The organism is Acinetobacter sp. Res13-Abat-PEC15-P4-01, assembly GCF_015676285.1.
GTDB classification, from domain to species: domain Bacteria; phylum Pseudomonadota; class Gammaproteobacteria; order Pseudomonadales; family Moraxellaceae; genus Acinetobacter; species Acinetobacter nematophilus.
Genome location: NZ_JADAIN010000006.1, coordinates 184,231 through 210,988, shown reverse-complemented (window position 1 = coordinate 210,988; position 26,758 = coordinate 184,231). Strand labels below are relative to the sequence as shown.

The 26,758-nt window shown below is 39.2% G+C and carries 28 protein-coding genes; 17 read left to right on the top strand and 11 right to left on the bottom strand.

The window, feature by feature from the left end; genetic code table 11:
- Positions 1–8 precede the first annotated feature (8 nt).
- A complete protein-coding gene (locus IMO47_RS01745; protein ID WP_347339918.1) occupies positions 9–398 on the top strand; it encodes a prepilin-type N-terminal cleavage/methylation domain-containing protein in 390 nt (129 codons plus the stop codon).
- A 53-nt stretch (positions 399–451) separates the two neighbouring features.
- The gene (locus IMO47_RS01740) at positions 452–2,101 is read left to right on the top strand and encodes an O-antigen ligase family protein (protein ID WP_196075748.1); all 1,650 of its coding nucleotides are present in this window, start codon (positions 452–454) and stop codon (positions 2,099–2,101) included.
- 136 nt (positions 2,102–2,237) lie between these two features.
- Here the strand turns inward: IMO47_RS01740 and bfr are convergent, their stop codons facing one another.
- From bfr to gmk, 6 genes are all read right to left on the bottom strand, one after another.
- Positions 2,238–2,702, bottom strand: coding sequence for a bacterioferritin (bfr, locus tag IMO47_RS01735; RefSeq protein ID WP_196075747.1), 465 nt, complete (start codon positions 2,700–2,702; stop codon positions 2,238–2,240).
- Between the two features lie 314 nt (positions 2,703–3,016).
- On the bottom strand, positions 3,017–3,211 hold the full coding sequence (locus IMO47_RS01730) for a bacterioferritin-associated ferredoxin (RefSeq protein ID WP_130072231.1): 195 nt from the start codon (positions 3,209–3,211) through the stop codon (positions 3,017–3,019).
- Positions 3,212–3,408: 197 nt separating this feature from the next.
- On the bottom strand, positions 3,409–3,792 hold the full coding sequence (locus IMO47_RS01725; protein ID WP_100886076.1) for a RidA family protein: 384 nt from the start codon (positions 3,790–3,792) through the stop codon (positions 3,409–3,411).
- A 92-nt stretch (positions 3,793–3,884) separates the two neighbouring features.
- Positions 3,885–5,996: an HD domain-containing protein gene (locus tag IMO47_RS01720; RefSeq protein ID WP_196075746.1), complete on the bottom strand. Its 2,112-nt coding sequence runs from the start codon at positions 5,994–5,996 to the stop codon at positions 3,885–3,887.
- 210 nt (positions 5,997–6,206) lie between these two features.
- A complete protein-coding gene (gene rpoZ, locus IMO47_RS01715; RefSeq protein WP_196075745.1) occupies positions 6,207–6,488 on the bottom strand; it encodes a DNA-directed RNA polymerase subunit omega in 282 nt (93 codons plus the stop codon).
- A 113-nt stretch (positions 6,489–6,601) separates the two neighbouring features.
- The gene (gene gmk / locus IMO47_RS01710; RefSeq protein ID WP_196075744.1) at positions 6,602–7,222 is read right to left on the bottom strand and encodes a guanylate kinase; all 621 of its coding nucleotides are present in this window, start codon (positions 7,220–7,222) and stop codon (positions 6,602–6,604) included.
- Between the two features lie 134 nt (positions 7,223–7,356).
- Between gmk and ispH the strand changes: the two genes are divergently transcribed.
- From ispH to rplS, 12 genes are all read left to right on the top strand, one after another.
- Positions 7,357–8,307, top strand: coding sequence for a 4-hydroxy-3-methylbut-2-enyl diphosphate reductase (gene ispH / locus IMO47_RS01705; protein ID WP_196075743.1), 951 nt, complete (start codon positions 7,357–7,359; stop codon positions 8,305–8,307).
- A gap of 141 nt (positions 8,308–8,448) precedes the next feature.
- Complete coding sequence (locus tag IMO47_RS01700) at positions 8,449–8,958, top strand: prepilin-type N-terminal cleavage/methylation domain-containing protein (protein WP_196075742.1); 510 nt, start codon at positions 8,449–8,451, stop codon at positions 8,956–8,958.
- Positions 8,955–9,476, top strand: coding sequence for a type IV pilus modification protein PilV (pilV, locus tag IMO47_RS01695; protein WP_196075741.1), 522 nt, complete (start codon positions 8,955–8,957; stop codon positions 9,474–9,476). Before IMO47_RS01700 ends, pilV begins: the two co-directional genes overlap by 4 nt.
- The gene (locus IMO47_RS01690; RefSeq protein WP_196075740.1) at positions 9,477–10,397 is read left to right on the top strand and encodes a prepilin-type N-terminal cleavage/methylation domain-containing protein; all 921 of its coding nucleotides are present in this window, start codon (positions 9,477–9,479) and stop codon (positions 10,395–10,397) included.
- A complete protein-coding gene (locus IMO47_RS01685; protein WP_196075739.1) occupies positions 10,381–11,160 on the top strand; it encodes a pilus assembly PilX N-terminal domain-containing protein in 780 nt (259 codons plus the stop codon). Before IMO47_RS01690 ends, IMO47_RS01685 begins: the two co-directional genes overlap by 17 nt.
- A gap of 17 nt (positions 11,161–11,177) precedes the next feature.
- Positions 11,178–15,110, top strand: coding sequence for a PilC/PilY family type IV pilus protein (locus tag IMO47_RS01680; protein ID WP_196075738.1), 3,933 nt, complete (start codon positions 11,178–11,180; stop codon positions 15,108–15,110).
- Positions 15,088–15,621 carry a prepilin-type N-terminal cleavage/methylation domain-containing protein gene (locus IMO47_RS19840; RefSeq protein WP_277922755.1) on the top strand — a complete coding sequence of 178 codons (534 nt, stop codon included), beginning with the start codon at positions 15,088–15,090 and terminating at the stop codon, positions 15,619–15,621. The genes IMO47_RS01680 and IMO47_RS19840 overlap by 23 nt, the downstream gene beginning before the upstream one ends.
- 5 nt (positions 15,622–15,626) lie before the next feature.
- Positions 15,627–16,055, top strand: a complete 429-nt coding sequence (locus IMO47_RS01670) for a type IV pilin protein (protein WP_196075736.1) — start codon at positions 15,627–15,629, stop codon at positions 16,053–16,055.
- A 145-nt stretch (positions 16,056–16,200) separates the two neighbouring features.
- The gene (gene rpsP / locus IMO47_RS01665) at positions 16,201–16,458 is read left to right on the top strand and encodes a 30S ribosomal protein S16 (protein WP_004826436.1); all 258 of its coding nucleotides are present in this window, start codon (positions 16,201–16,203) and stop codon (positions 16,456–16,458) included.
- Positions 16,459–16,480: 22 nt separating this feature from the next.
- The gene (rimM, locus tag IMO47_RS01660; protein WP_196075735.1) at positions 16,481–17,029 is read left to right on the top strand and encodes a ribosome maturation factor RimM; all 549 of its coding nucleotides are present in this window, start codon (positions 16,481–16,483) and stop codon (positions 17,027–17,029) included.
- A 40-nt stretch (positions 17,030–17,069) separates the two neighbouring features.
- Positions 17,070–17,819: a tRNA (guanosine(37)-N1)-methyltransferase TrmD gene (gene trmD / locus IMO47_RS01655; RefSeq protein ID WP_196075734.1), complete on the top strand. Its 750-nt coding sequence runs from the start codon at positions 17,070–17,072 to the stop codon at positions 17,817–17,819.
- Between the two features lie 204 nt (positions 17,820–18,023).
- Complete coding sequence (gene rplS, locus IMO47_RS01650) at positions 18,024–18,395, top strand: 50S ribosomal protein L19 (RefSeq protein ID WP_004826442.1); 372 nt, start codon at positions 18,024–18,026, stop codon at positions 18,393–18,395.
- 138 nt (positions 18,396–18,533) lie between these two features.
- Here the strand turns inward: rplS and IMO47_RS01645 are convergent, their stop codons facing one another.
- The 4 genes from IMO47_RS01645 to IMO47_RS01630 form a co-directional block, all read right to left on the bottom strand.
- Positions 18,534–19,499: a triacylglycerol lipase gene (locus IMO47_RS01645; RefSeq protein WP_196075733.1), complete on the bottom strand. Its 966-nt coding sequence runs from the start codon at positions 19,497–19,499 to the stop codon at positions 18,534–18,536.
- A 237-nt stretch (positions 19,500–19,736) separates the two neighbouring features.
- Positions 19,737–20,708 carry a triacylglycerol lipase gene (locus IMO47_RS01640; protein ID WP_196075732.1) on the bottom strand — a complete coding sequence of 324 codons (972 nt, stop codon included), beginning with the start codon at positions 20,706–20,708 and terminating at the stop codon, positions 19,737–19,739.
- A 69-nt stretch (positions 20,709–20,777) separates the two neighbouring features.
- A complete protein-coding gene (locus tag IMO47_RS01635) occupies positions 20,778–21,761 on the bottom strand; it encodes a triacylglycerol lipase (protein ID WP_196075731.1) in 984 nt (327 codons plus the stop codon).
- Between the two features lie 36 nt (positions 21,762–21,797).
- Positions 21,798–22,832 (bottom strand): lipase secretion chaperone, encoded by a 1,035-nt coding sequence (locus IMO47_RS01630; protein WP_196075730.1) that lies wholly within the window; start codon positions 22,830–22,832, stop codon positions 21,798–21,800.
- Between the two features lie 135 nt (positions 22,833–22,967).
- On the opposite strand from IMO47_RS01630, the gene truB reads away from it, so the two are divergent.
- From truB to IMO47_RS01615, 3 genes are all read left to right on the top strand, one after another.
- Entirely contained in the window at positions 22,968–23,873 is a 906-nt protein-coding gene (gene truB, locus IMO47_RS01625) for a tRNA pseudouridine(55) synthase TruB (RefSeq protein ID WP_196075729.1), read from the top strand.
- Between the two features lie 81 nt (positions 23,874–23,954).
- The gene (locus tag IMO47_RS01620) at positions 23,955–24,722 is read left to right on the top strand and encodes a TSUP family transporter (RefSeq protein ID WP_196075728.1); all 768 of its coding nucleotides are present in this window, start codon (positions 23,955–23,957) and stop codon (positions 24,720–24,722) included.
- Positions 24,723–24,898: 176 nt separating this feature from the next.
- Entirely contained in the window at positions 24,899–25,360 is a 462-nt protein-coding gene (locus IMO47_RS01615; RefSeq protein WP_196075727.1) for a hemerythrin domain-containing protein, read from the top strand.
- 223 nt (positions 25,361–25,583) lie between these two features.
- Here IMO47_RS01615 and IMO47_RS01610 read toward each other — a convergent pair whose 3' ends face one another.
- Entirely contained in the window at positions 25,584–26,462 is an 879-nt protein-coding gene (locus tag IMO47_RS01610; RefSeq protein WP_196075726.1) for an EamA family transporter, read from the bottom strand.
- Between the last annotated feature and the right edge of the window lie 296 nt (positions 26,463–26,758).

Below are 26,758 nucleotides of genomic sequence, written 5' to 3'. Positions count from 1 at the left end.
TAGGTAAAATGGTTATACTTTTTCAAAGTAAGCATAAGTTTATGAAAAATAATAATGGTTTTACATTGATAGAACTAATGATTGTTGTTGCGATAATTGGTGTTCTTGCTTCCATTGGTATTCCAAGTTATCTAAGTTATATTAAAAATTCTCAGGTAAGAGCTTGTTTAGCTGAAACTAAGTCATATGCAAATGATACATATTATCTACTGTACGACCAAACTCCAGAGACACATCCACAGAAACCCATCTATCATTCTTGTTCTAGTATTACAGATGCTTCTTCATGGAATGAGTCGACAACAAACTTGGTGATCGAAGCGAAAAGTAAAAATTCATCTACAGTCGATATTCGTTGTGACCTAAGCAAAGGCGCAAACTGTACAATCATTCCTTAAACAAAAAGTGCTAGAAACGCTATAATAGCCCAGTTTTTCTGTTTACTTTTCATATGAAAGCCATTCCTTATATCCTTTCAGCCTTACTGCTTTTACTTGCTTGGCTTTTACCGATCCATAAAATGCCATGGACGACTTTTGGTAGTGAAGTTTTGACTTTTCTATCAGCATTGGCATTGTTAAGTGTTTTTTACCATCAAGATTTAAAAATACCTAAACCCCAATTACTTGTATTGCCTGTACTTGCAATTCCTCTCATTCAGTTGGGCTTTGGTGAGATTCTATATTTAAGTAATGCCTTACTTTGTACAGCCTACATTGCTATGTTTTGGTTGATGGTGATTGTTGGCTATAACTTGGCAATTGGCGAAAAGGGGCAAAGAGAACAGATCTTTAAAATTTTCTGTCTGGTGGTGTTTACGGGTGGAATACTTTCAAGCTTTATTGCAATCATGCAATGGTTGGATATCAATGAATATTTTAGACCCTTGGTCAATCTGCTCAATGGTAATCGCCCTTATGCAAACTTTGCCCAACCCAACAATTTAGCGACCTTTATTTGTATGGGCGTATTTGCATGCTTGTACTTTTATGAAAAGAAAATCTTACCCAATTATCTCCTTGTACCATCTGCAAGTGTCTTTCTATTGACCATTGCATTAACCCAGTCACGTACTGCATGGGTAGTATGCTTATTCACACTGATCTATTTGACGGTTAAGCAATTTGGTCAAACCAAACGTTTTGGATTTGTCAAGCTGTTGCTATGGAGTGGGATATTTGTTGTTCTTATCACTAGTTTGCCACTAATTAATCAATGGATTACTGCGGTATCAACACAAGACATTGCACAAGCTTCCTCAGTGGTAGAGCGGGCAAGTTCGGGTTATCTGCGATTGGATATGTGGAACCAAGCTTTGATTGCGATTTCAGAAAAGCCTTGGCTGGGTTATGGCTGGAATCAAACAGGAATGGCGCAAATTGCAGCTTTTGATTTATATCCATCGCACGAATGGTATAAAACAGCACATAACGTGGTTTTGGATTTATTGCTCTGGAATGGTATTCCAATCGGCGGATTGATCATTCTGTATGTTGTTTTTTGGTTGTATTGGTTGAATAAAGGGATAAAAGAACCTGTTTCAATTGCAGCCAGTTTAATGGTCTGTGCCATTCTGATTCATGCTTTGTTAGAATATCCGATTCACTATGCTTACTTTTTACTGCCTCTGGGTTTTTTGTTGGGGCTGATTCAAGCGCAATATCCTCAGCTACCGACTGTGAAGCTGAAATCATCGATCACTGTGACTATTATTGTGATCGGTCTTATACTGGTTGGTGTGATTTATCGAGACTATATTTTATACCGTCAGCAAAGTGTTTTTGTGACCAAAAAGACGCCTTTAATTGCTTCACAGCAAGCCGTGATGAATCAAGATATTTGGTTGCTGACACAGTTTAAAGAGCGTGTATGGTGGATTGGTTTAAACCCTTATACAAAAATGACAGATCAACAACTGCAGTATATGGGGCGTATGGTGGCAAATTTAGCATCTGCATACGATATTCATAAATATGCACAAGTCTTGGCCTTTAACGGTAAAAAATCTGAAGCTGAGCATCAGTTGTGGATTTTAAAGACCTTGCATGGACAAGATAAAAGCTATCAGGAATTATTGCCTGCTTCCATTTCAACACAGTAGAATTCTTTTTATAAAAATGAATTCTTAATTTTAAAACTTGAGTTGAATGGTATTTCACGCTCAAAACCAAGCTTAAAATTATCCCAACGACAACGTAAAAAAATCCCCAATAGGGGATTTTTTTACAGAGTCAAACTTACATTTGGCTTTGGATATAATTCTCGATGCCTACACTTTCAGTAAGATCTAATTGAGTAGTTGTCCAGTCCCAATACTCTTCTTCTTTTTCTAGAATTTCTTGTACCAGATCGCGTGTTACATAGTCTAAATGTGTTTCTGCCAATGCAACTGCAGTTTTTAATGCTTCAATATTTTCTTTTACTTTGCGAACATCACAATTCAAAACTTCAAGCGTATGCTGACCGATATACAGTTTGCCTAAATGTTGAAGATTAGGTAAACCTTCTAAAAAAAGAATACGTTCAATAATTTTATCGGCATGCTTCATCTGACGAATTGATTCTTTATATTCAGCAGAACCAAGTTGTTCAATTCCCCAGTCATTAAACATACGTGAATGTAAGAAATATTGGTTGATTGCCGTCAGGTGATGAAAAAGTACTTGATTAAGTTGGTTGATAACGTCTCGATTGCCTTTCATGGTCAAAGCTCCACTCTAAATTTCTGCCTTAAATCATATCCAAGTTTTTCACTGAAAATGATGTCATTGAAATATAGTGATTAAGGCAATCTGATATCAGTCTATATTAATCAACTTTTTAGATGCTGACGAGTTATTTATAGAACGGCAAATGAAAATCGCAATCAAAAACAATAGAGTGTTGGTTTATTGAGGCAGGTTATCCAAAAAATGAACCCGCTTTGAGTCGAAGCGGGGGAGGAGAATGATCCGGGGATCATTAGAAAACTTATTTATTATCGTTATAGGGAAATTCTTGATGGGGCATGGAATCATTAAGCAGCAACGGAAATACGTGCGGCAATCAGTGCAAGCTCTTCATTGATGATGCTTTTTGCTTCAGGCGCACAGCGACCACAGCAGGTACCCAAATCCAATAGTTCACGCACTTCACGATAGCTTTCCGCACCATTTGCCATAGCGTCTTTAATATCTTGATCTGTAATACCACGACATAAGCATACGTACATGAAAACTCAACCCAGCGGTTAAATGCGATATCTAATATTATTGATAATTGTTATCATTTGTCAATGAAATTTATTTAAAATATCACTTATTATGATTGGCTTTTTGAATAAAAAAATACCACCTGATCGGTAGTATTTTTTGTATATTTTTAATACATTTTAAATCAATTGCTTAGTAAAAATACTTTTAAATGCAATTATTGAGGAATAATCACCACACCATCCATCTCAACCAATGCACCTTTGGGCAGGGCTGCAACGCCTAGCGCAGCACGTGCTGGGTAGGGTTGAGCAAAGTATTCTCCCATAATTTGATTAACCAACTGAAAATTTGATAAATCTGTCAGGAAAATATTGAGTTTTGCGATATCAGCTAAAGAACCACCTGCTGCTTCACAGACTGCTTTTAAATTGTCAAAAACGCGTCGGATTTGCGCTTCAATGCCTTCAACCAATTCCATGCTGTATGGGTCTAAGCCAATCTGCCCTGAAAGATATAAAGTATTGTCTACGAGGATTGCTTGTGAATAAGTACCAATCGCAGCAGGGGCATTTTCAGTATGAATCACTTGGCGGGACATTGATTTCTCCTTGATTTTTTAATCATTTCATCATGATACATATGCGCTATACCATTGATCGACGAATAACGATAAATAGCGTACTGCTTAATTTAGCATGCTTTTGCTTTCAGTGTTTCATTGATTGCAATTGGCATTGCCAATCGACTGATCCGAGGGAAACCAAACTGCATACGGAGTTCACGAATAATCTGCGCAATCTGTTTTCGGTTATTCACCACAATATTTACATAGGTTTTATCTTCATGAGTGTGTACTGATTCTACGCCTGTTTTTGCTTTACGGCAGAGATAAATCAATTCGGAAATTTGTTCATCAGTTAAAACCAAATCAATACTTAAGTACGCATTGAAGTTAACATCATCTTCCTGTTCAGAGGTCCAATGCAGCAACATGATATTTTCAGGATGCAAATGTTGCTCGTGCAAAAGATTGTGGCAGCGCTCACGGTGAACAATCAAACCACGACGGGATAAATGTCCTTGTATTGGATCGCCTAATACGGGATTGCAGCAATGTGCATATTTAACATCTACACCATCCGTACCCTGAATTAAACGATTTGAGGCATGTTCTTCAGTATTTTGAGATTGCGCATATAAATGGTTGGCAACCAACTGAGGCAGTAAATCGCCTACAGCGATTTGCTCAAATAAAGTATCTTGATCTTGAATATGGCGCCATTCCAACAGGTCGGCCCAATCTGCTTCCGATAGATCTTTGATGGAGCGATTAAATAATTTTAAAGCACGGTTTAATGCTTGTTGCCCAACCAAACGCTGTTCTTCAAGATCTTGGTCACGTAAAATATTTTGAATTGCACGCCGTGCTTTCTGGGTGTTGATAAAACTTAACCAATCCGGATTTGGTGTTGCCAATACATCAGTGATGACCTCAACCACTTGTCCACTGACCAGAGGGGTTGAAAGTGGTTTAATTTCTCCATTGATTTTGGCACCCACAGCATGGTTACCCAAAAATAAACTTGCTGAATAGGCAAAATCAACAGCAGTTGCACCTTGTGGTAACTCATGCAACTGACCATGTGGGGTATAAACCCAAATTTTTTCTTGGTGTAGATAATCCAGCAAATCACTAAATGTGGTTTTAGCACATTCATTACCAACCAAAAGATCTAGATTCTTCATTGAGGCTTGAATTGCTGAACGACAAGCTTGTGGTGCATTCTCACCCAAAACCACACCAAATCGAGCTGCTTTACGCATCAATTCTGTCTGGATGGTCAGCGAAAGTGTAGTGCGCTCACCTTTAAGCTTGATCATTAACGATTGATTACCGCCAGGTAAGGGGCGGCGAATATGGTCTTCATAGTCTAAAACCTGGAAGTTTTCCCGTAAGGCATCGACCAGACGGTCACAGTCGGCAATGCTTTGTAGAATAATTTCAAAAGCATGGCTATGTGTGAGTTCCTGCAAATCAATTTCATTTTTAACAAAGTGGCGCAATAATTCGATATTATTGTTTTTCTTTTTAATACGCCCTTGAATATTATAGTTATTGAGCAATTCAGCTAAATTTTGTTCCCAAACAGATTGGTATTTACATCGTTCTGGTTTGGTTTTAAGTAAATTCTCCTGCACATCATTGTACATATCCAGATCAAGATTTTGATAGCACAAATGCTCTAGGTTATCAGCCATTTCATTCATACCGACAAGACGTGCCATAGGTACAAAAATATCAAAGGTTTCTTGGGCAATACGCGCACGTTTATCTGGGCGTAATGCACCTAGCGTGGTCATGTTGTGATAACGATCTGCAAGCTTGATGATAATGACGCGAGGATCTTGTAAGGTTGCTTGAAGAATTTTGCGGAAAGATGCTGCTTTATTATATTCTTTGTCGCTGGAGTGGCTGAGTTTGGTGACACCGTCAACCAACTCTGCAACGGTCTTGCCAAATTTTTCAGTAATGTCTTCTTTGGTAAAATCAGTATCTTCAATCACATCATGCAGCAAAGCTGCCATCAATGTTTCGGCATCCATACGCATATGCGCCAAAATACAGCTTACTGCGATTGGATGTAGGATATAGGGTTCACCACTTTTACGTGTAATACCATCATGCGCAATGTCAGCATAATCACAAGCCGTAAGAACCCGCTCGACATCGCTTGGTTTTAAATAAGCGTCGATAATTACGTTAAGCTGTTGCTTGGCTTGGCTGACCTCTTGGCCTGGCATATAAACACCTATCTTAAATTACAAATTTGAAATCTTTTCCTAATGCTTAATGAAAAGCATATTGAGCGACTTGTCAATTTCTAGACCGAAAAAATATTTATTTTTTTTAACAAATATTTCTAAATTTGTCGATCAGTTGGCAATTTTTTTGAAAAATGGCTGCAATAAAAAAGCCTAGTTGAAAAACTAGGCTTTGATAAAAAGCTGAACTTATTGGAAAGAAAAGCCTTCAAGATTTAGGTTGTTTGCAGATAGAGCAAGGTCAAGACTCGATGTTTGATAATCTTGATCACGCTGTTTCAAAATATCTTTAGTCACATGACCGACTGCAATTTCACGTAATGCAACAACAGTGGGTTTGTCATTGTCCCACTCAACAGTAGGTTCAATACCTTGACGTGCCAATTGACGCGCGCGTTTGCTTGCCACTAGTACAAGCTCAAAGCGGTTGTCTACATGGTCTAAACAATCTTCAACGGTTACGCGTGCCATAAGAATTCTCGTTTGAATACAAAATTTTTAAATAGACTGTGCAGTATAAAATGCTTTCATCACAGACTCAAGTTTTAATCGATGCTTATTGAATAAACTTCAGCTCAAAAAAATTAACTTTGCGGTGTAATGAGTTTGCTGATTAAGGCTTGATGACGGTTTGCTTGTTGTTCAATTTTTAAACGATTGGCATTGATCACAGACTCGAGATCATGCAGTGCTTTATTGAAATCATCATTGATAATGATGTATTCAAAATTCACATACTGCTGCATGTCTTCAACAGCACAGCTGAGACGATGCTCAATCACTTCAACAGAGTCAGTTCCTCGATTGGAAAGACGCTGACGAAGATCAAACTGTGTTGGAGGAAGGATAAAGATTTGTTTAGATTCAGGAAAAAGTTTACGAACTTGTTCAGCGCCTTGCCAGTCAATTTCTAAAAGAACATCATGACCTTTTGCCAACTGTTCTTTTACCGTTGCTTGTGCAGTACCATAGTAATTGCCAAAAACTTCGGCATATTCGATAAAACCGCCTTGATTCACCTGTTCAAGAAAGTTTTCTTTAGAAGTGAAATGATAATGAACACCGTCGAGTTCGCCAGGTCGTTGACCACGAGTCGTATGAGAAACAGAAACATGTAAGTTGCTTACACGTTCAAGTAGTGCCTTCACGAGAGATGTTTTGCCTGTTCCTGAAGCCGCAGAAACGACAAACAATAGACCCGACATGATATTTTTCCTGATATGATAAAATATCTTCTCTATTTTAGAGTAGAGCGCAGACAAACAAAACAGTTTTTACACATTGTTTGTGTTTAATCGCTAAAATATATTCAACCATTGAAGTGAACATTGAGGATTTTATGGAAATTGTATTGGCGAATCCACGTGGATTCTGTGCAGGTGTAGATCGTGCAATTGCCATTGTCAATCGTGCACTTGAATGTTTTAGCCCACCGATCTATGTCCGGCATGAAGTGGTCCATAACAAATTTGTGGTGGATGACCTTCGTCAACGTGGTGCGATTTTTGTTGATGAGTTAGATGAAGTTCCGGATGATAATATTGTTATTTTTAGTGCACATGGGGTATCCAAAGCCGTACAACAGGAAGCTGAACGCCGTGGATTAAAAGTGTTTGATGCCACTTGTCCCTTGGTGACCAAAGTACATATCGAAGTCACCAAATATGCCCGTGAAGGGACTGAAGCAATTCTCATCGGTCATGAAGGTCATCCTGAGGTTGAAGGAACAATGGGACAGTATGACAAAAAAAATGGGGGTGAAATCTATCTGGTTGAAGATGAAGAAGATGTTGCATTACTGACAGTTAAACATCCTGAAAAAGTGGCATTTGTGACTCAAACTACGTTATCCATTGATGATACTGCTAAAGTCATTGATGCTTTACGTCATAAATTTCCGCAAATCCAAGGTCCTCGTAAAGATGACATCTGTTATGCCACTCAAAACCGTCAAGATGCTGTCAGGGATCTGGCAACACAATGTGATGTGGTATTGGTCGTAGGCTCTCCAAACTCATCCAACTCCAATCGTCTACGTGAGTTGGCAGAGAGAATGGGGAAACATGCCTATTTGGTGGATAATGCAGATGAGCTGCAACAAGCATGGTTTAGTCCTGATCATAAAATCGGGGTTACTGCTGGAGCTTCTGCACCTGAGATTTTGATTAAGCAGGTGATTCAGCGTTTACAGGACTGGGGGGCAACAGCACCACAAGAACTCAATGGTCGTGAGGAAAACATCACATTCAGCCTACCAAAAGAGCTACGGATTCATGTAACTCAAGCGTAAAGATAAGTGTTAATTTTTAGGCAGATAGCTGAATATTTCAGTTATCTGCTTTTTTATGCCTTTTATCCAACTTGTATTGGTTTTGTAAGCGTTTAAGTTATGATTTTAAATAGAGTAAAGTTTTGAAGTGATGGGGTTGGAATGCAAATTAATCGGGGATTCACCTTAATTGAATTGATGGTGACGATTGCTGTTTTAGCGATTATTGCGACGATTGCAGTTCCTTCATTTTCGAAGCTATTAGCAACTTATCAAGCAAGTAAAAGTAATGAAGAGCTCATGGCTGCGCTAAAAGAAGGTAAGAGTAGGGCATCGTCTATAAAAATGTCTGTGATTGTTTGTCCAAACAAAGACAGCTTAAACCAAGAGATAACAAAAACACTTTGTTTAACCAAAGCAGGTGTGAGTAGTGCGAATGTCTCAAATTATATTGATGCAAAACGTGTCATTTTAGCCAATGTTGATAAGGCTGTAAGTATGGGGGGAGACGTGAATGTTGTTTTTAGTGCGATTGGTTCATCGCTTGATAATGTGCCGAGTACAAACCTGAAAGCCAGAAAAATAACAATTTGTGGTAATAAAGAGTTAACGGAAATAACGGTATCGGTTATTGGTATTACATCCTCTGAGAAAATGGGGGCATGCTCATGAAAAATAAGAAAAATCAATTGGGTGTAGGTTTGGTGGAAGTTTTAGTCGCTTTAGTGCTCTTGGCGATTGGGGTTTTGGGATTTACTGCTTTACAGTTAAAAGCTGTTGATGCGACGGGTGAGGCACTAACAAGATCTCAAGCAACACTTATTTTGAGAGGACTAACAGAAAGTATTCGAGCTAATCCGACTGGTCAATCTAGCTACCCTGTCGCTGTGCAAAGTTATATCGGTGTTGGACAAAAGACAGCAAAAAAGAAATGTTTTAATACAACATGTACACCAGTAGAAATGGCGAATTATGATGCATATTTGGCAGCCGATGCTGCATCTAAAATTGGTATCAGTATTACGATGACGGATTGTCCAGGTGTCGGTAGTACAATTAAAAGGAAATGTTTGTTTGCTGCCTGGGATGAAACCGCATCAAAGCTAAAAGCGAGTGATTATAGTGCTTGTATGAGTAGTACTGGAACATACGAGTTTACTGCCAAATGCCTAATGATGGAGGCATATTAAATGAGCTTCTTGAAAAAGAACCAAATGATGAATTCTCAGAAAGGTTTCACATTAATTGAGTTGATCGTAGCTCTTGCTATTGGTCTTATTATTAGTGCCGCAGCTTTGCAATTATTCACAGGCGGGTTAATTACAACAAAAATGCAAGAAGCAAGTGCAGAGTTGCAAGATAGTGGTGTATTTGGCGTGGATTATGTTGCTAGAGATATTCGTTTAGCTAATTTTGGAAATGTAAATAACCCCGTGCTGGATACAACAACACCAAATGGGGGAATTATTTTTACCAGTAATGATCCAGCTTCTGGTAAAGCAAATCTACAGTTAAAAGATGTAAGTGCAGGATTATTGACAAAGTCTGGTGGTAGTTCAGAGACGAGTGCGAGTAGCGATCAATTAACGATTATGTTTCAAGCCCCTAATAAAATGATGAATTGTGAAGGGAAGCAGGTACAGGCAAATGAATATGTAATTCAACGTTATTTTTTAAGAACGGATAATAATAATTTGGCATTAGCTTGTGATGCAAATACGCCTGGAAGCATGATTCCTTCAATTGCTGGATTAAATGATTCAAATAATGGTGAAGTGATTATGCCAAGGGTAGATTTAGTACGCTTTTATATTGGTGCTAAAGTCGGAAATAATTTTAGTTATTACACCATTGAACAATTTAAAACAGCGGTGAATAGTGCATCTTCTCCGAATATCCCGAGAGTTGTATCTATTAGAATGATGGTTTTAGTTCGTTCTAAAGATCCAATTACCAATAAAAATATTGACCCTTCTAAAGAGAGTTTTAATTTTCCTGATGGTGTGGTGACTCTGACGGATAAAAGTACTAAATACTTGCGCCGCTTATATACAACAAACATTGCATTAAGAAATGGCTTGGGAGAAAAGATCTATGAAACATCGAACTAACCTAAGCAAACAGAAGGGATCAACGATCATCATTGTTATGATGATGCTGTTGTTCTTGACGATTATTGGTGTAATGGCAATTCGAACTTCCATGACGACATTGAATATCGCAACAAATGCACAGATTGGTCAGCTTTCAAGTCAAACAGCTGATACACCGATCAATCAAGTTTTTTTAGAAGACTTAAATAAGCAGGTTAATCTTTCAAGTGTTATTGGTAAAGCTTTAAAGGATGCGGATACTGAACCAGGTAAGGAATATGTATTCTGTTATAGACCAAAAGCAAGTACCCGATTTGGTTCAGTGACTTCTATGGCTGTACTTAGAAATACCACATCAGGAGTGGAGCTGGTTGAAGGAAGTACAGATAGTTTTTGTAACTTAACCACAGATTTTGGAAGCGCGAGAAGAGGCGTGGTTACGCAAGTCTCTATTAAAATTCCAACAGATACAGCGGATCTACCTCCACTTGCGTTACTTGCAAGAAATATCAATGTCAGTGGCGGTCAAACGATTCCACAAGGCGTTACTGAACAAAAACGTATTCGAATGACCACGGTCGCTGTCATGCCAGTTTATGCTAAGGATTTGACAGCAGCTCAGGCATGTTTGAAAGACAACATCAATGATAATTCAGATGCCGAATCGAGCGCTAAACAAACAACGGCTCAATGTCTTGTGAATCTAGGTGTGCCAGTGAATAGTCAAGTTCAAGAGTTTAATTTGCAAACATTTATAAAAATGGTTAAAGCACCAGTATAAATTCAGGGGAATGTAAAATGAAATCTAAAAAGCTTACCGCCTCATTGAGTTATGCAGGTAAACCCAAGAAATTAAATTCAGGTGGGGTTGGATTTACAACCTTCGTTGTAACATTTCTGATCGCTTCTTCAGTCACTCAGGCCAATGACTTACAGATTTATGCTGCGCCGACTGCAGGCAAAAAGACGTTGGTGATGATGCTGGATACATCGGGCAGTATGGGGCCGGCAAGTGGTAGTGGATTTAGTTACCGGGATGACTATGGCTTAAACTGTGGAATCAGTTATACACAAACAGCTTTAGCCACCTTAACGACAAGTCTGTCCGGTCTTACTAATAATAAAGCGTATCGGATCAGTTCAGGAACTGTGCCCAGTTATGAACGTAATTTTTGTTATGTGTCTGCTGGTTCGGCAACAGCAGCAGTTAAAGATGAAGTTTCTGGTTGTGACCCAATTAAAAATTCAAATGGGACAATTACAGGATATCAATGTTTAGATCGGTTAACGCGTTTAAAAGATGGAATGTTTGCATTTTTAAATAGTGAAGATGCTTCGTTAAGACAGGTTCGTGTTGGCTTAGGCAACTATTCTGCCAATGGTGATGGTAAAAGTGGTCAAATTTTAGTTCCAACTAAAGAGCTCGGAGCGGTAAATTCGACTCAAAGAACAGCGCTGAAGAATGCACTTAAAGATTTAACCGCTTACAATGGTACCCCCACAGCACATGCATATGCAGAAGCAGCTGCTTATTTAATGGGAACCAGTACTTTACAATCAGTGAATTTAAGTAATGCGCCAGTATATTTTTACTATAGTTATAATAACTATAGACAGTGTCTAGATTGGAGCGCTGATGGAACATCATGTACTAGTTGGAGTGGTTGGATAAGTGGCCAGTTGTCTAGCTCAGCTGTAAGTGGTATGAGTAGCCAGTCTTGTAGCTTAAGTGGATATAATGGAACATGTTACAGAAAAACAGGAAATTATATAATTTCGAATACAGATAGCGGATTTACAAAATCTGCTAATGATACAAAAGTCTCCGATAATACAAAATACGAGACGCCACTCCCCGCTGTTGCTGACAGGCAAAGCTGTGATGGACAAGGGGTTTATATTCTTTCAGACGGTGCTGCTAATGCTACAGATGAGTCAAGATCAAGTACTTTAATGTCTGCCGCCCTAGATACATTTGGTGGGAATTTTAGTTGTTCTGGTGGTCTTTCAGGTGGTGGTACCGATGCTGCTTGGAGTTGTATGGGAGAATTTGCAAAAAAATTATTTGATAAAACTCAGAACCCAACAGGCGTATCTATTCAAACAGCTTTTGTTGGATTTGGCGCGACCATGAACAATTTGGGAAATGGGTATGTGGAGAATGCCTGTAGATTGAGCTCCCGAACACAAAATGACCGAACTTCTGATGATCAATGTTCTCCAACAGCACCAAGTTATAAAACACCTTATCCAGGTTATGGTAATGGAGGATTCTTTATTGCAAAAGAGTCCAGTGAAATTACCAATAGTGTAATTCAGTTTATTGATAACTTAGGAAAGAACCCCATTAGTCCATTATCAACAGGAGCAATTTCTGTTCCGGTTGATGCATTAAGTCCGCAATCATTCCAACCTTATGGTTATTTAAGAGCACTAGAGCCTAAACCAGGGACTCAGAATATTACCTGGACGGGGAACTTGAAAAAATACAATATTCAAGGTGGGGCTTTAAAGTCTGGAAACAACTTTGTTTTTCAAACCAATGGCTTACTTAACCCGAGCTCGCAAGATATTTGGAACAATACGTCGCTCACAGATGGTGATGGTATTACAGCGGGTGGGGTTTATTCCCAAATTAAATTACCAACACTCGCAAGCCCTAACGGTTATAGACCGCTTTATTCGGATATTAAAAGTGTGGCATCAGGGGGAGCAATTACTTCCACCGATAAAAATTCTGATTTATTTTTAGTGACTCAATCTGCAACAACCCCGACGAGTTTACTCGATAAGTTTAAGACAGACAGCCGATTGAAAAATTTAGCATTAGATATTCAACTAAAGCTATTAAACTACTTGGGTTATAACTTAAGTCTAAGTTCTACACAGCTTCCGAGTAGCTTGGATACCCCTAAAGATGCTTTTACATCGATGGGAGCAAGTATTCATTCTTTTCCAGTACAAATGACTTATAAGGGAACATTGGATGCAGATGGTAATTTAAAGTCTACACGTGATCAGTCTGTACTTTACGGAAGCATGGAGGGTGCCTTACGTATCGTAAACTCTTTGACTGGTGCTGAGCAGATGGTATTTGTACCTGCTGAAATTTTACAGGATAGCACCTTATCAAAAGCATTAAGAAAAGGTGAGTCAGATGCAAATGGTGTGACTCAAGGAATCAATGGAGCTTGGGTTGCTGATTCAGATTATAAGGTGACTGGCGGAAGCGATACAGAAACATCGGTCGTTGCAAATAAGATGAATGTGTATGGTGGTATGCGAATGGGTGGAAAAAGCTATTATGGCTTAGATGTTCTCAACCCAACTTCACCTAAATTGCTTTTCCGCATTTTGGGTGGAACTGGTGATTACACACGGATGGGGCAAACTTGGTCTAAACCTGTGTTAGCCAATATTCGTTACAATAACCAAATTACCCGAGTGATGATTGTGGGAGGTGGTTATGACATGTGTTATGAGAATCCAAGATTCAGATTGAATGCATCCAACGCTAATACAGATTATCCATCTACCTCATGCGACAATAAAACTCAAGCTGATGGCAATGCAATTTATATAATTAATGCCAAAACAGGTGAGAGAATTTGGTGGGCGAGTAATGCAAATGCCAATACCAACAATACCAATATGACTCATAGTGTGGTGAGTAGAATCAGTACATTAGATCGCGATGGTGATGGCTTGGTTGATCATCTGTTCTTTGGAGATTTAGGTGGGCAAGTATTTCGAGTTGATTTAAATAATGCGAAAAATACGCCTCCAGCATCTTTTGGGAAGCGAGTGGTCCGTTTGGCAAATCTTGCAACAAAAGCAGATGGAACAGCCATTACAAATGGAGATCAACCTCGTTTTTATCAACCACCGACATTAACAGTTCACGATGAAGGAACCTCAACTTTTGTTATGGTGGGTATTGCTTCAGGTGACCGCAGTACACCATTGGATGTTTCACCGAGTAAAGGCCGTGAACTCATGTTGCCTTTAAATGAGTTAACGGGTCGTCCAACCAATAAAGTTTATGGATTGATTGATCGTGATATTGCGGATAGTGGATTAATTACGGGTACAAAGGATCCACTCACAGGTGTCTATAAAGATATCACCTTAAAATCAATTGATATTACTTTAAAATATTTAAAGGAAAATCCACAAAATATATCAGGTGTTATTGCTTCAACTTTCTTTCCTTATTCTAAAACAGGTATGCAGGGATGGTATCGTTCATTATCAAGTGATCAGAATGGGAATCCAGTCGCAGGACGTACAGCAGGAGGTGTGAAAGCGTTTGAGGAAGAACCTGTTGCAATGACGGGTAGATTGATTATTCCAGTTTATGATCCTGAAGGTACAGGTATTGTAGATAGACAGAATCCTTGCCAACCACGAATTATTGGTGAAAGTAATTCCCAACAGTTTTGTTTACCTTATGGGGCTTGTCTGGATGCAAAAGGTGTTGTGGACTGGAATCTTGAGAAAAGTACAGGTTTCCAGATCTCGGATGGAAAGAATCAAAATGTTTTAGGTCCTGGTATACAAGGTATCACTTTTGGCCCTGATGATACCAATAATGGTGGAAATAGTTCAGGCAATACATGTGGCGCCTTGACCTTACTTGGTTTACAACAAGGAAAAGGTCGTTGGGAGTGCAATAAGATCCTAAACCCTATTCGATGGTATGAAAAATATGTTGAAGCTAAGTATAACTAAGCGTTATGGATCTGTGACAAGCCCCGCTTGTCACAGGGGCAATCATGGCTTTACATTAATAGAGCTAATGATCGTCATTGTGATTATTACCATTTTAGCAGCGATTATTTATCCAAACTATCAGGACCATGTTAGAAGAGCAGCAGCAGCACAAGCACAACAGGAAATGCAGAAAATTGCAAATCAGTTGGAAGTGTTTAAATCTAAGAACCTCACCTATCAAAACTTTGATTTAAAAAATTTATATAACACAAATTCTTCGGAAGCGATTACAACCCCTGTAGGTTCATCTGGAGATACAGTCAAATATAAAATTACACTTAAAGATTTATCTGATCCAAGCTTGTCACTTAAAAGCTCCAGTGCATCAGGATTCGGTTGGGCAATAAAGGCTGAAAGTTCGGATGTTAAAAATTATAATTTACTTATGACGAGTGAGGGTGTTCGTTGTAAGACGAAAGATAGTGTAAGTTTTACAGCGTGTACAGGCAGTGATGTTACATCATGGTGAAAAGTATGAAATCAGAAGGTTTTACATTAATTGAGCTATTGATCGTAGTAGCAATTTTAGGAATTTTAGCTGCAATTGCTTATCCAGCTTATCAGGAATATGTAGTTAAGACCAATAGAGTGGATATGCAAAGTGAAATGTTGCAAATTGCTCGGAATCTGTCGAATTATAAAGTCGCGAAAGGAACTTATGCTGACGCAACGCTTGAAAATGGAAATATAGAAGAGAATTATCCAAGTACTGGAACTGCAAAATATAAAGTAAAATTAGATGTTTCTAAAGACAATTTAACCTGGTCTTTAAAGGCAGCTCCCATATCTGGTTCACAACAAGATGGAAATGGCGAGGTTGGGTTAGACAGTCAAGGTCAAAAATGTTGGACCAAAGGCAGCACATGCACCCCTGCTGCGACGACAAACTGGGACGGTAGATAGAATCTAAATTCAAAATTGTGGATAAATAAAAATTGATCTTTCTTTCACACTCAAGATAACGTAAAATACTGCCCTCTATGAAAGGGGTTTGAAATGTACCGATGGTCGGTGCAAGGATAATCCGTAAAAACTATAAGGTTCTATCATGGTTGTAATTCGTCTAGCACGCGGTGGTGCTAAAAAACGTCCGTTCTATCAAATCATTGTGACTGATAGCCGTAATGCACGTGACGGTCGTTTCATCGAACGTATCGGTTTCTTTAACCCTACAGCTCAAGGTAAAGCAGAAAAACTTCGTTTAGATGCTGACCGTTTTGCTCACTGGGTTTCACAAGGTGCTCAACCTTCTGAACGTGTTGCTTCTTTAGCTGCTCAAGCGAAGAAAGCTGCAGCTGCTGCATAATTTATTCGGCAGTAGGTAGCCCATGACACCAACACAGAATGTGCCCGAAGATCGTATTCAGATTGGACAGCTACGTTCAGCATATGGATTAAATGGGTGGCTCTGGGTCTATTCCAATACTGAACCTATGAGCAACATTTTTGACTACCTGCCTTGGTATATAGAAACCAAAGCAGGTTGGCAAATTGTCGATGTAAAACGTTGGAAACCACATGGCAAAGGCCTTGTTGTTGCGCTAAAAGGTGTGATTGATCGTACCGCAGCAGACAATTTGGTTGGCGCTAATATCTGGATTTCAAAGTCGCAACTGCCTCAACCGGGTGTGGATGAGTACTATTGGTCTGATTTAAAAGGTCTAACGGTGTTAGGTCTGAATGATGAAGAGCAAGAAGTAAATCTCGGTCAAATCCATGAACTGTTTGAAACAGGCGCCAATGATGTCATGGTTGTTCGTGCAACAACAGAGAGCATCGATGGTGAAGAGCGAATGATTCCATGGCATAAAGATGTGGTACAACGCGTTGATCTCGAAGCTGGTCGTATCTACGTGAATTGGGGCGTAGATTATTAATCCCTAGGATTGGCACAGCAGGAAAATAGAGGAGTCTGCGGTGTTTTTTGCAGTCATTACGCTTTTTCCTGAAATGTTTGAAGCGATTACAGCGTACGGCATTAGCGGACGCGCGGTAAAACGTGACATTGTACAAGTTCATTGTATCAATCCACGAGAATTTGCCGAGGGTAACTACAAAAGAGTGGATGAACGTCCATTTGGTGGTGGCCCAGGCATGGTAATGATGGCTGAGCCTTTGGCAAAAGCAATACACCATGCCAAACAGCTTGCAAAGCAAGCAGGAGCGGTTCATGTCCCTGTGGTGTATATGTCTCCACAAGGTAAAACCCTAAACGAACCTGCGGTACAGCAATTTATTCACTATGATGGACTGATTGTGCTGTGTGGACGCTATGAAGGTGTCGATGAGCGTTTGATCCAAAAATATGTAGATCAGGAATGGTCGATTGGGGATTACGTATTGTCGGGTGGTGAACTACCTGCGATGGTTTTATTAGACAGTGTGATTCGACGTTTGCCGAACACCATGTCGGATGAACAGTCAGCGGTGCAAGACTCATTTGTGGATGGTTTGCTCGACTGTCCTCAATATACCAAGCCAGACCATTTTGAAGATTTGGATGTTCCTGAAGTTTTAAAATCAGGTCATCATGCAAATATTGAAAAATGGCGGTTTTTGCAACGCTATCAACGCACTTTGGAACGTCGACCTGAGTTGGTGGAAAAAGTTGAGTTGACCAAGCAGCAAAAGAAATGGCTAAAAGATCAGCAAGACCAAGCAAAATGATGCTTGGTTCACGCACAGGATTGAGAAGCAATGCTTCTACAAATTGATATTTAGCTTTGGTTAAATGTCTTTTATAGGCTCCTTAGACTCTCTCTGACTTGAGTGAGATTAAGGGGAAAGATAAACGGGTTGATACGCGATTTAGCCTCTGTCCCCAGCGGTTGTACAGACCTCTTCTGTTCCGCAAAATCGGAGATTCCCACAATGAGTGGTAAACATCCTTTAGTTCAAGCAATTGAAAACCAACAGTTAAAAACTGACATCCCTGCTTTTGCTCCTGGTGACACAGTTGTTGTTCAAGTAAAAGTAAAAGAAGGTGACCGTGAGCGTCTTCAGGCGTTCGAAGGTGTTGTTATTGCGAAGAAAAACCGTGGTTTGAACTCTGCGTTCACAGTACGTAAAATTTCTAGCGGTGTTGGTGTTGAGCGTGTATTCCAAACTCACTCACCAATCGTTGCTAAAATCGAAGTGAAACGTCGTGGTGACGTTCGTCGTGCTAAGCTTTATTACCTACGCGAATTGTCTGGTAAAGCTGCACGTATTCGTGAGAAATTGCCTGCGCGTAAACAAGGTTAATTTAAACTTTGCTTTACAGCTAAAAATGCGCCTTATCAGGCGCATTTTTTTATAACGGATTAATGAATAGAATCAATATTATGGATATATTTTTTTGATTTAATACTTGTTTAGATTAATTCAGAGTTTTAATAAAAATCATAAGCCTTGTACTTTCAGGCGGTTGGCATGTTCACGATAGACTTGCACCGGATCCGGGGCAAAGAGTGCACGTAAACCTAAAATTTGATTGATTTCGTCCAGATGATTCCAGCGATAGTTATCTCGAATAGTTCTACCAAATTTTGCACTACAACGTGAAACTAAACCATCATTATCATGACCCGCATTGATTAATAAACTTGTACCAAGCAGTGCTGAATCTAAGTCTAAAAGATTGGTGACAGCTGTATTACCTGTAAATGAAAAAAATTGAATCCCTTTTTCTCGGTAAGCACCTTCACTACATGCGGTAGTACCGACACCCATTGGAAATTTACGGTTAAATAAAACTGATCCTTCGATCGTTACGCTTTTTCCTCCGGCAAGTGCATCATGCGGAAAGCTTTTGGGATCTAAGCCTTGTGCCCAAACAATAGCCTTCGAGAATAAATTTACAAGACTGACCACCGGTCCTTCAAGAATTGTACCTTCTGCATTCAGAATGATATCTGCAACGGGGCTTCCTCTCTGCGGTGAACCGATAGCGGTAACTGATGCAACGTGATTAGACATGATTCCTGCAACATAGCGACTGGTTGGACCACCATGAGAATGACCAATTAAGTTTACTTTTTGGCTGCCTGTAATGGCTAAAATCTCTTCTACTTGTTGAGCCAGCTGTTCACCGCGTACTTCAGTTGAGTTAAATGGTGATACACGTGTCGCCCATGTATTTGCACCATTACGTGCCAAGTTAGGTAAAATTTGATACCAATAGTCGATACCTAAAACATCGCCAACGCGAATAAATCCTGCCATACCATGAGCAAATACAATGGGGTATTGGGTTTTTGCATAATCAGAACTTATTTTTGTTGCAGTGATTTGTTGTGCTGTGGATGCATGTACAGTGGATAAGGTACATGCGAGAAATAGACCTGCGATCAGATGTCCATATTTCATCATCAATCTCCATTGGTTTTATTATTGGTTTTTTTGGTATGTATCGTTTTTTAACGTAGCAAAGCTGAAGTGATGTAATCGATGGGATTTGGATGAAAAACAACCTAAACTGTAACTTAATATTTTACTTTTAGATAAAAATCACGTTGCCATAACAGTGGATGGCAACGTGATTTTTTTAATCAAACATAAATAAAATTCACTGTTGTTGATCTCACAGTAAATATTTTATACACGTTATAAGCCTTCGAGTTTCAAACGGTTGGCTTGTTGGCGAAATTGATCGACTGGGTTTGGTGAAAATAATCCGCGCAATCCTAAAATTTGATTGACCTCATCCAAGTGGGTTTGATCGTAATTATCTCGAATGACTTGTCCGAAATGGGTATTACAACGACTCACTAAACCATCATTGTCTAAGTTTTTATAAGACAATGGCGCGAGAGTAGAAATTGCAGCATCAGTCAGATCAAGAACATTGGTCAATTGTGCTTTGCCTGTCCAGGAATAATGGTAAACACCATTTGCAGTCACTTTCTGACCATTGCCACAATCCTGAGGAATCGCTGCACTTGGAAATTTTGCATTAAATTCAGCAGAACCCTTTTCACTGATACTTTGCAGTGAATGATTTAAACTATTTGGGAGTGATGGATTATTTTCCAAAAGCGTAATTACAGGAGCCACAATATATTGGCTGACAACAGTTAACAAAGCATTAGCACCCTGATTATTCAATAGATCATCAGCAACTTTGGACCCTTTTATCGTTCCTGCAACAGCTGTTAAAGATGCAACTTTATTGGGCGCAACGATTTCAATATAACGGATGGTTGGACCACCATGACTATGTCCAATCAGATTTACTTTGGCGGATCCCGTTAATGCCAAAACCTCATCCACTTGCTGTAAGAGTTGTTCACCTCGAACTTCGGTCGTTTCTAGAGGAGACACTTGAGTTGCATAGACTTTTGCACCATTTCGAGCAAGATCAGGGAGAACCTGATAAAAATAATCTAAGCCAAATGATGAGGTACCAAGCCGAGTGAAACCAAACATGCCGTGGTTAAATACGATTGGATACTTGGTTTTTGCATAGTCAGAACTTACGTAGTTCGGAGTGACAGTTTGTAGCCCTGATGCTGAGACTGTCATTGCACTGAGCCCGAGGATGAAACCCAGCCCGAGTGAACTGATCTTTAATTTCATTTTTAAATACTCTTTTTGTTTTAACTGAATAAATAACCCACAATTTCTAGAATTGTAAGTTGATGTAGATTACAGTCCTTGTAACTTCAAACGATTGGCATGTTGTCGATATAGGGCAACGGGATCTTGTGAGAACCAAGCTCTTAAACCAAACATCATATTGGCTAAATCCGTATGATTTAAATCGTAATTATCTCTAATCACTTGACCAATATGCGTACTACAACGCGGTACCATGCCATCATTATCAGTGTTGCCATACACTAAGGGGGCAAGTTGCATTAATAGGGTATCGATATCGAATAAATTTGTGGTTTGTGCGGTTCCTCCCCAAGAGTAGTAATGGATTCCATTTTCAACTTTCGCCCCTGTTTGATTACAATCTGTAGCAAGTGCAGCAGTTGGAAATTTGTGATTAAACGTATAAGATCCTGATTCTGTGAGTGATTTCATTGAAGCATCAAAGTTAATCGCCAGATCTGGATTTTCCTGTGCCCAAGCAATCAATGGCGCAATAATATATTGCCCCAAAATATTGATCAGGATTTTACTGGCTTGATTATTCTGAATGCTGTCCGCAACACGCGTACCTCGAAAAGTTCCACCTACGCCAGTGATAGAGGCAACATATTGAGGCTTGACAGCCGCAACATAGCGTACAGTTGGGCCGCCATGACTGTGTCCAATCAGGTTAACTTTTGCTTTTCCTGTAATGGCAAGCACTTCTTCAACTTGGGTAATCAGTTGTTCACCACGTATCTCAGTGGTATTTGCGGGGGACAACTGTGCTGCAAAAACAGTGGCGCCGTTGCGCGCCATGTCGGGTAAGATTTGATACCAATAGTCAATATTAAAACCATTATTTCCGATTCGTGACCATCCGAGCCAACCATGTGTCATGACAATAGGATAGGTGGTTTTTGCATAATCAGACTTGATCGTATCTTTGACTTGCAAAATGCCTGAAGATGCCTGTGTCAAGCTGGCTATACCAAGTCCCAACATACAACATATACAGCGTCCCAAACGATTTTTTATTGTCCTGTTTTTCATTTATTTTCTGTCCCTGTGATGTCAAAAGATTATTGACTAATTCGCAAACGGTAATTTACCTCCTTGGTCATGTACTGTTTCAAATGTTTGTAATCTAAGCTGTTCTTGCTGATTGGAAAATTGTTGTGATTTGAGTTGCTGTATTGCACTTTTTTTAGCGGAATCAGACATATTGCTATTGAGAATTGTGTCTCGCTCAGATAAATATTGGTTTACTTTATTTTTCCAGTCACTTCTTTGAACATCCAATGTTTCTAGCCGTTGAGTTGCTTCTGGACCAACAAGGTTCGTGCGCATTTGATGCAGTTCTTGTGCTGACCCCTCGCGTGCTTTAATCTCTGCGGTAAGTTTTCGAAGGTCTTCAAGTTGGTTGAGTTGTTTTAGATTTTCTTTCCAATCTTCGGGAAGCTGATCGAACAGGGCTTTGAGTTTTTTGGCTTTTTCAGTTGCAGATAATGCTGAGTCATCCATCACCGCCATGCGATCGACTGTATATTGGTCATAGGTATCTTGCGTACCAAATAGACCTTGGATTTCATAATCTGAGAAGAATTTCTTTCTTAAACTTTTGGTATTATCCACAATCTGTTGATAGTATTTTGCACTTTCCTTGTCCGCACTGGGTGTTTGTAAATCTGCTAATTTACTTCTGTAATCCATGTAGCGAGTCCATAAATCACTCAACTGAGATAGAACAGGGTCTTGGTAGCTTGCTTGAATATAACGCTGAAAATCTGTTTTGATTTGTTCAATTGTTTTTTCACCGTACTGGGTAATGAAATATTCAAAACAGTCTTTGGTTTGTTCATTGACAATTAAACGATTGGAACCATCTACTCTAATTTGGCAATTAATTTGCGTGTCTTGTTGGCTTTTGCTGGCAAAATTTGAAGCTTCTGATGTTGAAAGTTTAGAGAAGGCCATTTGTCCTTCGGAATGCAGTGTATCTCCAGAACTCTGATGTGCTTCAACTGTTTGATGATTGGGTCTAAGCCAGAAAATGACTGTCAAAATCACCACTAAAAAAATAATCAGTGCTATCCCAAGCGTTTTTTTCCTAGATGAATCCATCTAATGTCCTATATTTTTTGTATTTTTATTCAAAAATAATTTGCCATAAAACAGCCAGTTTCAAATATAAAATTTGTAAAAATAGATGAGTGGTTTTTGTTAAAATAGCCCATCGACTTATGTATAAAGATCAAGATGTCCTCAAAAGCCCAGAAGATTCCACGTCGTCACATCAGTGGTGTATTTTTATTGAATAAACCATTGGGCATTAGTTCAAATGCAGCATTGCAAAAAGTTCGTTGGTTGTATCGAGCACAGAAAGCCGGGCATACAGGTGCACTTGATCCTTTGGCTTCAGGCTTATTGCCGATTTGTTTAGGCGAAGCGACCAAGTTTTCGCATTATTTATTAGATTCGACCAAACGTTATCGAACAACGATTCAGCTTGGACAGAGTACCACTACAGGGGATGTAGAAGGTGAAGTGTTATTGGAAAAGCATGTTCCTGAATTAAACCAAACCCATATTGAGCAGGTTCTTGCACAATTTACAGGTGATATTCAGCAAATTCCCCCGATGTATTCCGCTTTAAAGAAACAAGGTCGCCCTTTGTATGAGTTGGCTCGGCAAGGCATTGAGATTGAGCGTGAAGCACGTCCTATCCATATTTTCGCTGTTGAACTTATTGATTTTACATCGCATAGCCTGACTTTAGATATCACATGTTCTAAAGGAACTTATATCCGAGTGTTGGGTGAAGACATTGCCAAAGCATTAGGTACGTATGGACATTTGACCTATTTACATCGGATTCAGACTGGTCACTTTGATTTGATCCCAGAATATACCATTGAATATTTGGAAAGCCTAACCGAACAAGCACGAGAAAAATTGTTGCTTCCTGTGTATGCACCAATTGATCATTTTCCAAAAATTCAAGTACCTGAAGGTCGTGCAGAATATTTCTGCCGCGGTATGGAAAGTAATATTGATCACCCTGCATTAGCAGAAGTGCTTGTATTCGATGCTGAAAAATGTTTAGGGTTGGCTGAAATTACGGATAAGAAGCGTTTGGTACCGAAGCGTGTTTTAAATCTTTAATTGCAAAGATTGCCTGAAAATTCAGTGGATTGAAGAACGAGCGCTCTTCAAATATAGCTCCGTTAAAGATAAGTGAAGGTTATGGAATTTGATATTATTCTCAGTTTAGTGTTTTTTGCCTTTTGTGCAGGTGCCATTGATGCCGCTGTAGGAGGTGGGGGGCTGATTCAAATTCCTGCTTTAATGGGTGCATTGCCTCATTATCCGACGGCAACGGTTTTTGGGACCAACAAACTTGCGTCTATTTGCGGAACGGCATCCGCAGCATTTTCCTATTTGAAACAAGTCAAAATTGAATGGAAATTACTTGCGGTTATTGGGATCACAGCATTCATCAGCTCATTTGGCGGTGCCGCTTGTGTTGCACTAATACCCCAGGAAATTCTGCGTCCCTTTGTCTTGTTTATGCTGATTGTCATTGCAATCTATACGTTTTTTAAAAAACAGTTTGGACAAGTACATTTTCAACAGGAAATCAGCCATAAAATGCTGTTGATCGCGGGTATTGGTGGTTTATTGATTGGTTTCTATGATGGAATTTTTGGACCAGGCACAGGCAGCTTTTTTATTTTCTATTTTATTCGTTATCTGAAAGTTGATTTTTTACATGCTTCGGCACTTTCGAAAATCGGCAACTTTATGACCAATTTTGCAGCATTGAGTTTCTTTATTCCTACAGGGCATGTGCTGTTTCAACTGGGCTTGATGATGGCAGTCGCCAATATTTGTGGCTCTCTGGTGGGGGTAAAAATGGCGTTGAAATATGGAAGTGGTTTCATTCGAATTTTATTTTTAATTTTGGTCAGTATCTTGATTTGCCGTTTGGGCTATCAAATGTTCACGGCTTAAGATTCATATTCAAAGTACCCCGCAAAATTTAGGTTTTTTTGATACAAAAAACTCTTAAATTTTGTGGGGCTTTTTTTTGAGGGTTTATTTATGATTGATGACTTATTCAGCGAAATTTATCGACTCAATAAAACAGACATCACCACTCACATAGAATCAAAAAAAGAGGGATTTTGATGAACATATTCGAGGCTTTACGAGAAAGCCATAGGATTCAGAAGGATTTGTCTGAACAGCTCATCCATACATCAGGCGATACGCCTGAGCGACGGAAAATTTTCAATTTACTGAAAAATGAACTATTTGCACATGCAGTCGCCGAGGATCGTTATTTTTACAGTCCACTGATGATGACGGATTCAGGTTTAAATATTACACGTTTGGCACTTGCTGAATATCAAGAAATGGAGGCGATTTTAGATTCTTTAGAACAAACTGATTTTAGTCATTCACGTTGGTTGGTACTGGCAAAAAGATTATCTGATACTGTTGCAGGACACATTGACCAGAAAGAGCAAAATTTTTTTATGAAAGCAGGGAAAATTTTAGATGAAAATCAGAAAATAAGCTTGGCTAAAAAATATTTGTCAGAATACAAAAAGTACAAAGCAAAAGAAATAATGCGTTTGGTTGGTTAATTCAGCTCATTTTACCTGAACGCAAACAAGAAGACGGGATTGAAATTAAGCTGAGTTTGAGCAGATAAGACAGTTTGTTGATCAAGCACAATTATGTTTTACGGTATGAGTTTTTGAACAGATCGACTCTATTTGAGCATAGTTTAATAAAATCAATCGGCTTAGTTTGACTCCAGCAACCCATCTATCGAATAGGCATGCTAGAAAAAGTGACTGAAAAAGATCAGTCATTATTGAGTGCTGATGGGTTTCGTGCAGAACGCAAAGTTACTCCTACGGAAGCGGTCATAATACAAATCAAGGCAATAATTTGCCATGTCGTGATATGTTCATTGAGTAAGAGCATTCCTGCAATTGCTGCCAGAGCAGGAGATAAGCTGGACAAGGTTCCATAGCTCATTTTACTGAGTCGTTTTAAGGCAAGCAGATCTAGAGCATAAGGAATTGCAGTGGCCAAAAGCGCAATCAGTAAGGCTTTACCCCAATATTGAGTTTGTAATAAAGCCTGTGAATCATGTACTACGCTGATTGGCAGCATGACCAGTGCAGAGAGGACAATCGCAATACTGAGCGCGTGCATACCAATATTCTGGCGGACCACTTTTTGCCCAAAGTAAATATAGCTTGCCCAGCAAATGCCCGCTCCAAGTGCAAAAGCTGCACCAAGATAAGAAAAGTTATGTGAATTGGCATCCTGCCAGGGCACCATTAATGCGATACCAACGATGGCAAGAAAAACCCAAAGATAATCACTTTTTTGTTTGATCGAGACAAGTGCTAATGTCAGTGGACCTAAAAACTCAAGTCCAACGGCAATGCCTTGCGGGAGCTTGCCTAAAGAAGCATAGAACAATACATTCATCAAACACACAGAACCACTATAGTACAGTAATTCTTTCCATCTTAGGTAAGGTAAGCGTTTGATAATCTTCCAAGAACGAAACATTAAAACAATTAAAATGGAAGCAAAGCATAATCTTAACGTTACGACCGTAATGGGATCTAAAACTTCAAATAGCTGTTTGGCAAACGAAGCACTGATCTGATAAGCCACCATAGATAAAACCATGAAAAGCACAGCAGTGAGTTGAGAATTTGGCATGTCTATGGTGTAAAAAAGGATTGGACAGATTTTAACACTTTCTCAGATTTATTTTGGTATTTCCTAATATATGAATAGAGTCTGTTGCCATTTTAACTATGCATTGCGGTATTGTTTAAAAAAACATCAATAAGCTTTGAAATGTAGCCGATGGCGATCCCTTTGTACAAGTTTTACAATGCCGTTAATGGCGGTTTTATCCTAGTCCCCCGGGACAGGAATATTTTTGCCTTTAGGGGATTGGTCTTGCTGAATTAGAATGACCGGGCTTCAAAAAAACAGCCTTGCACCGTCTA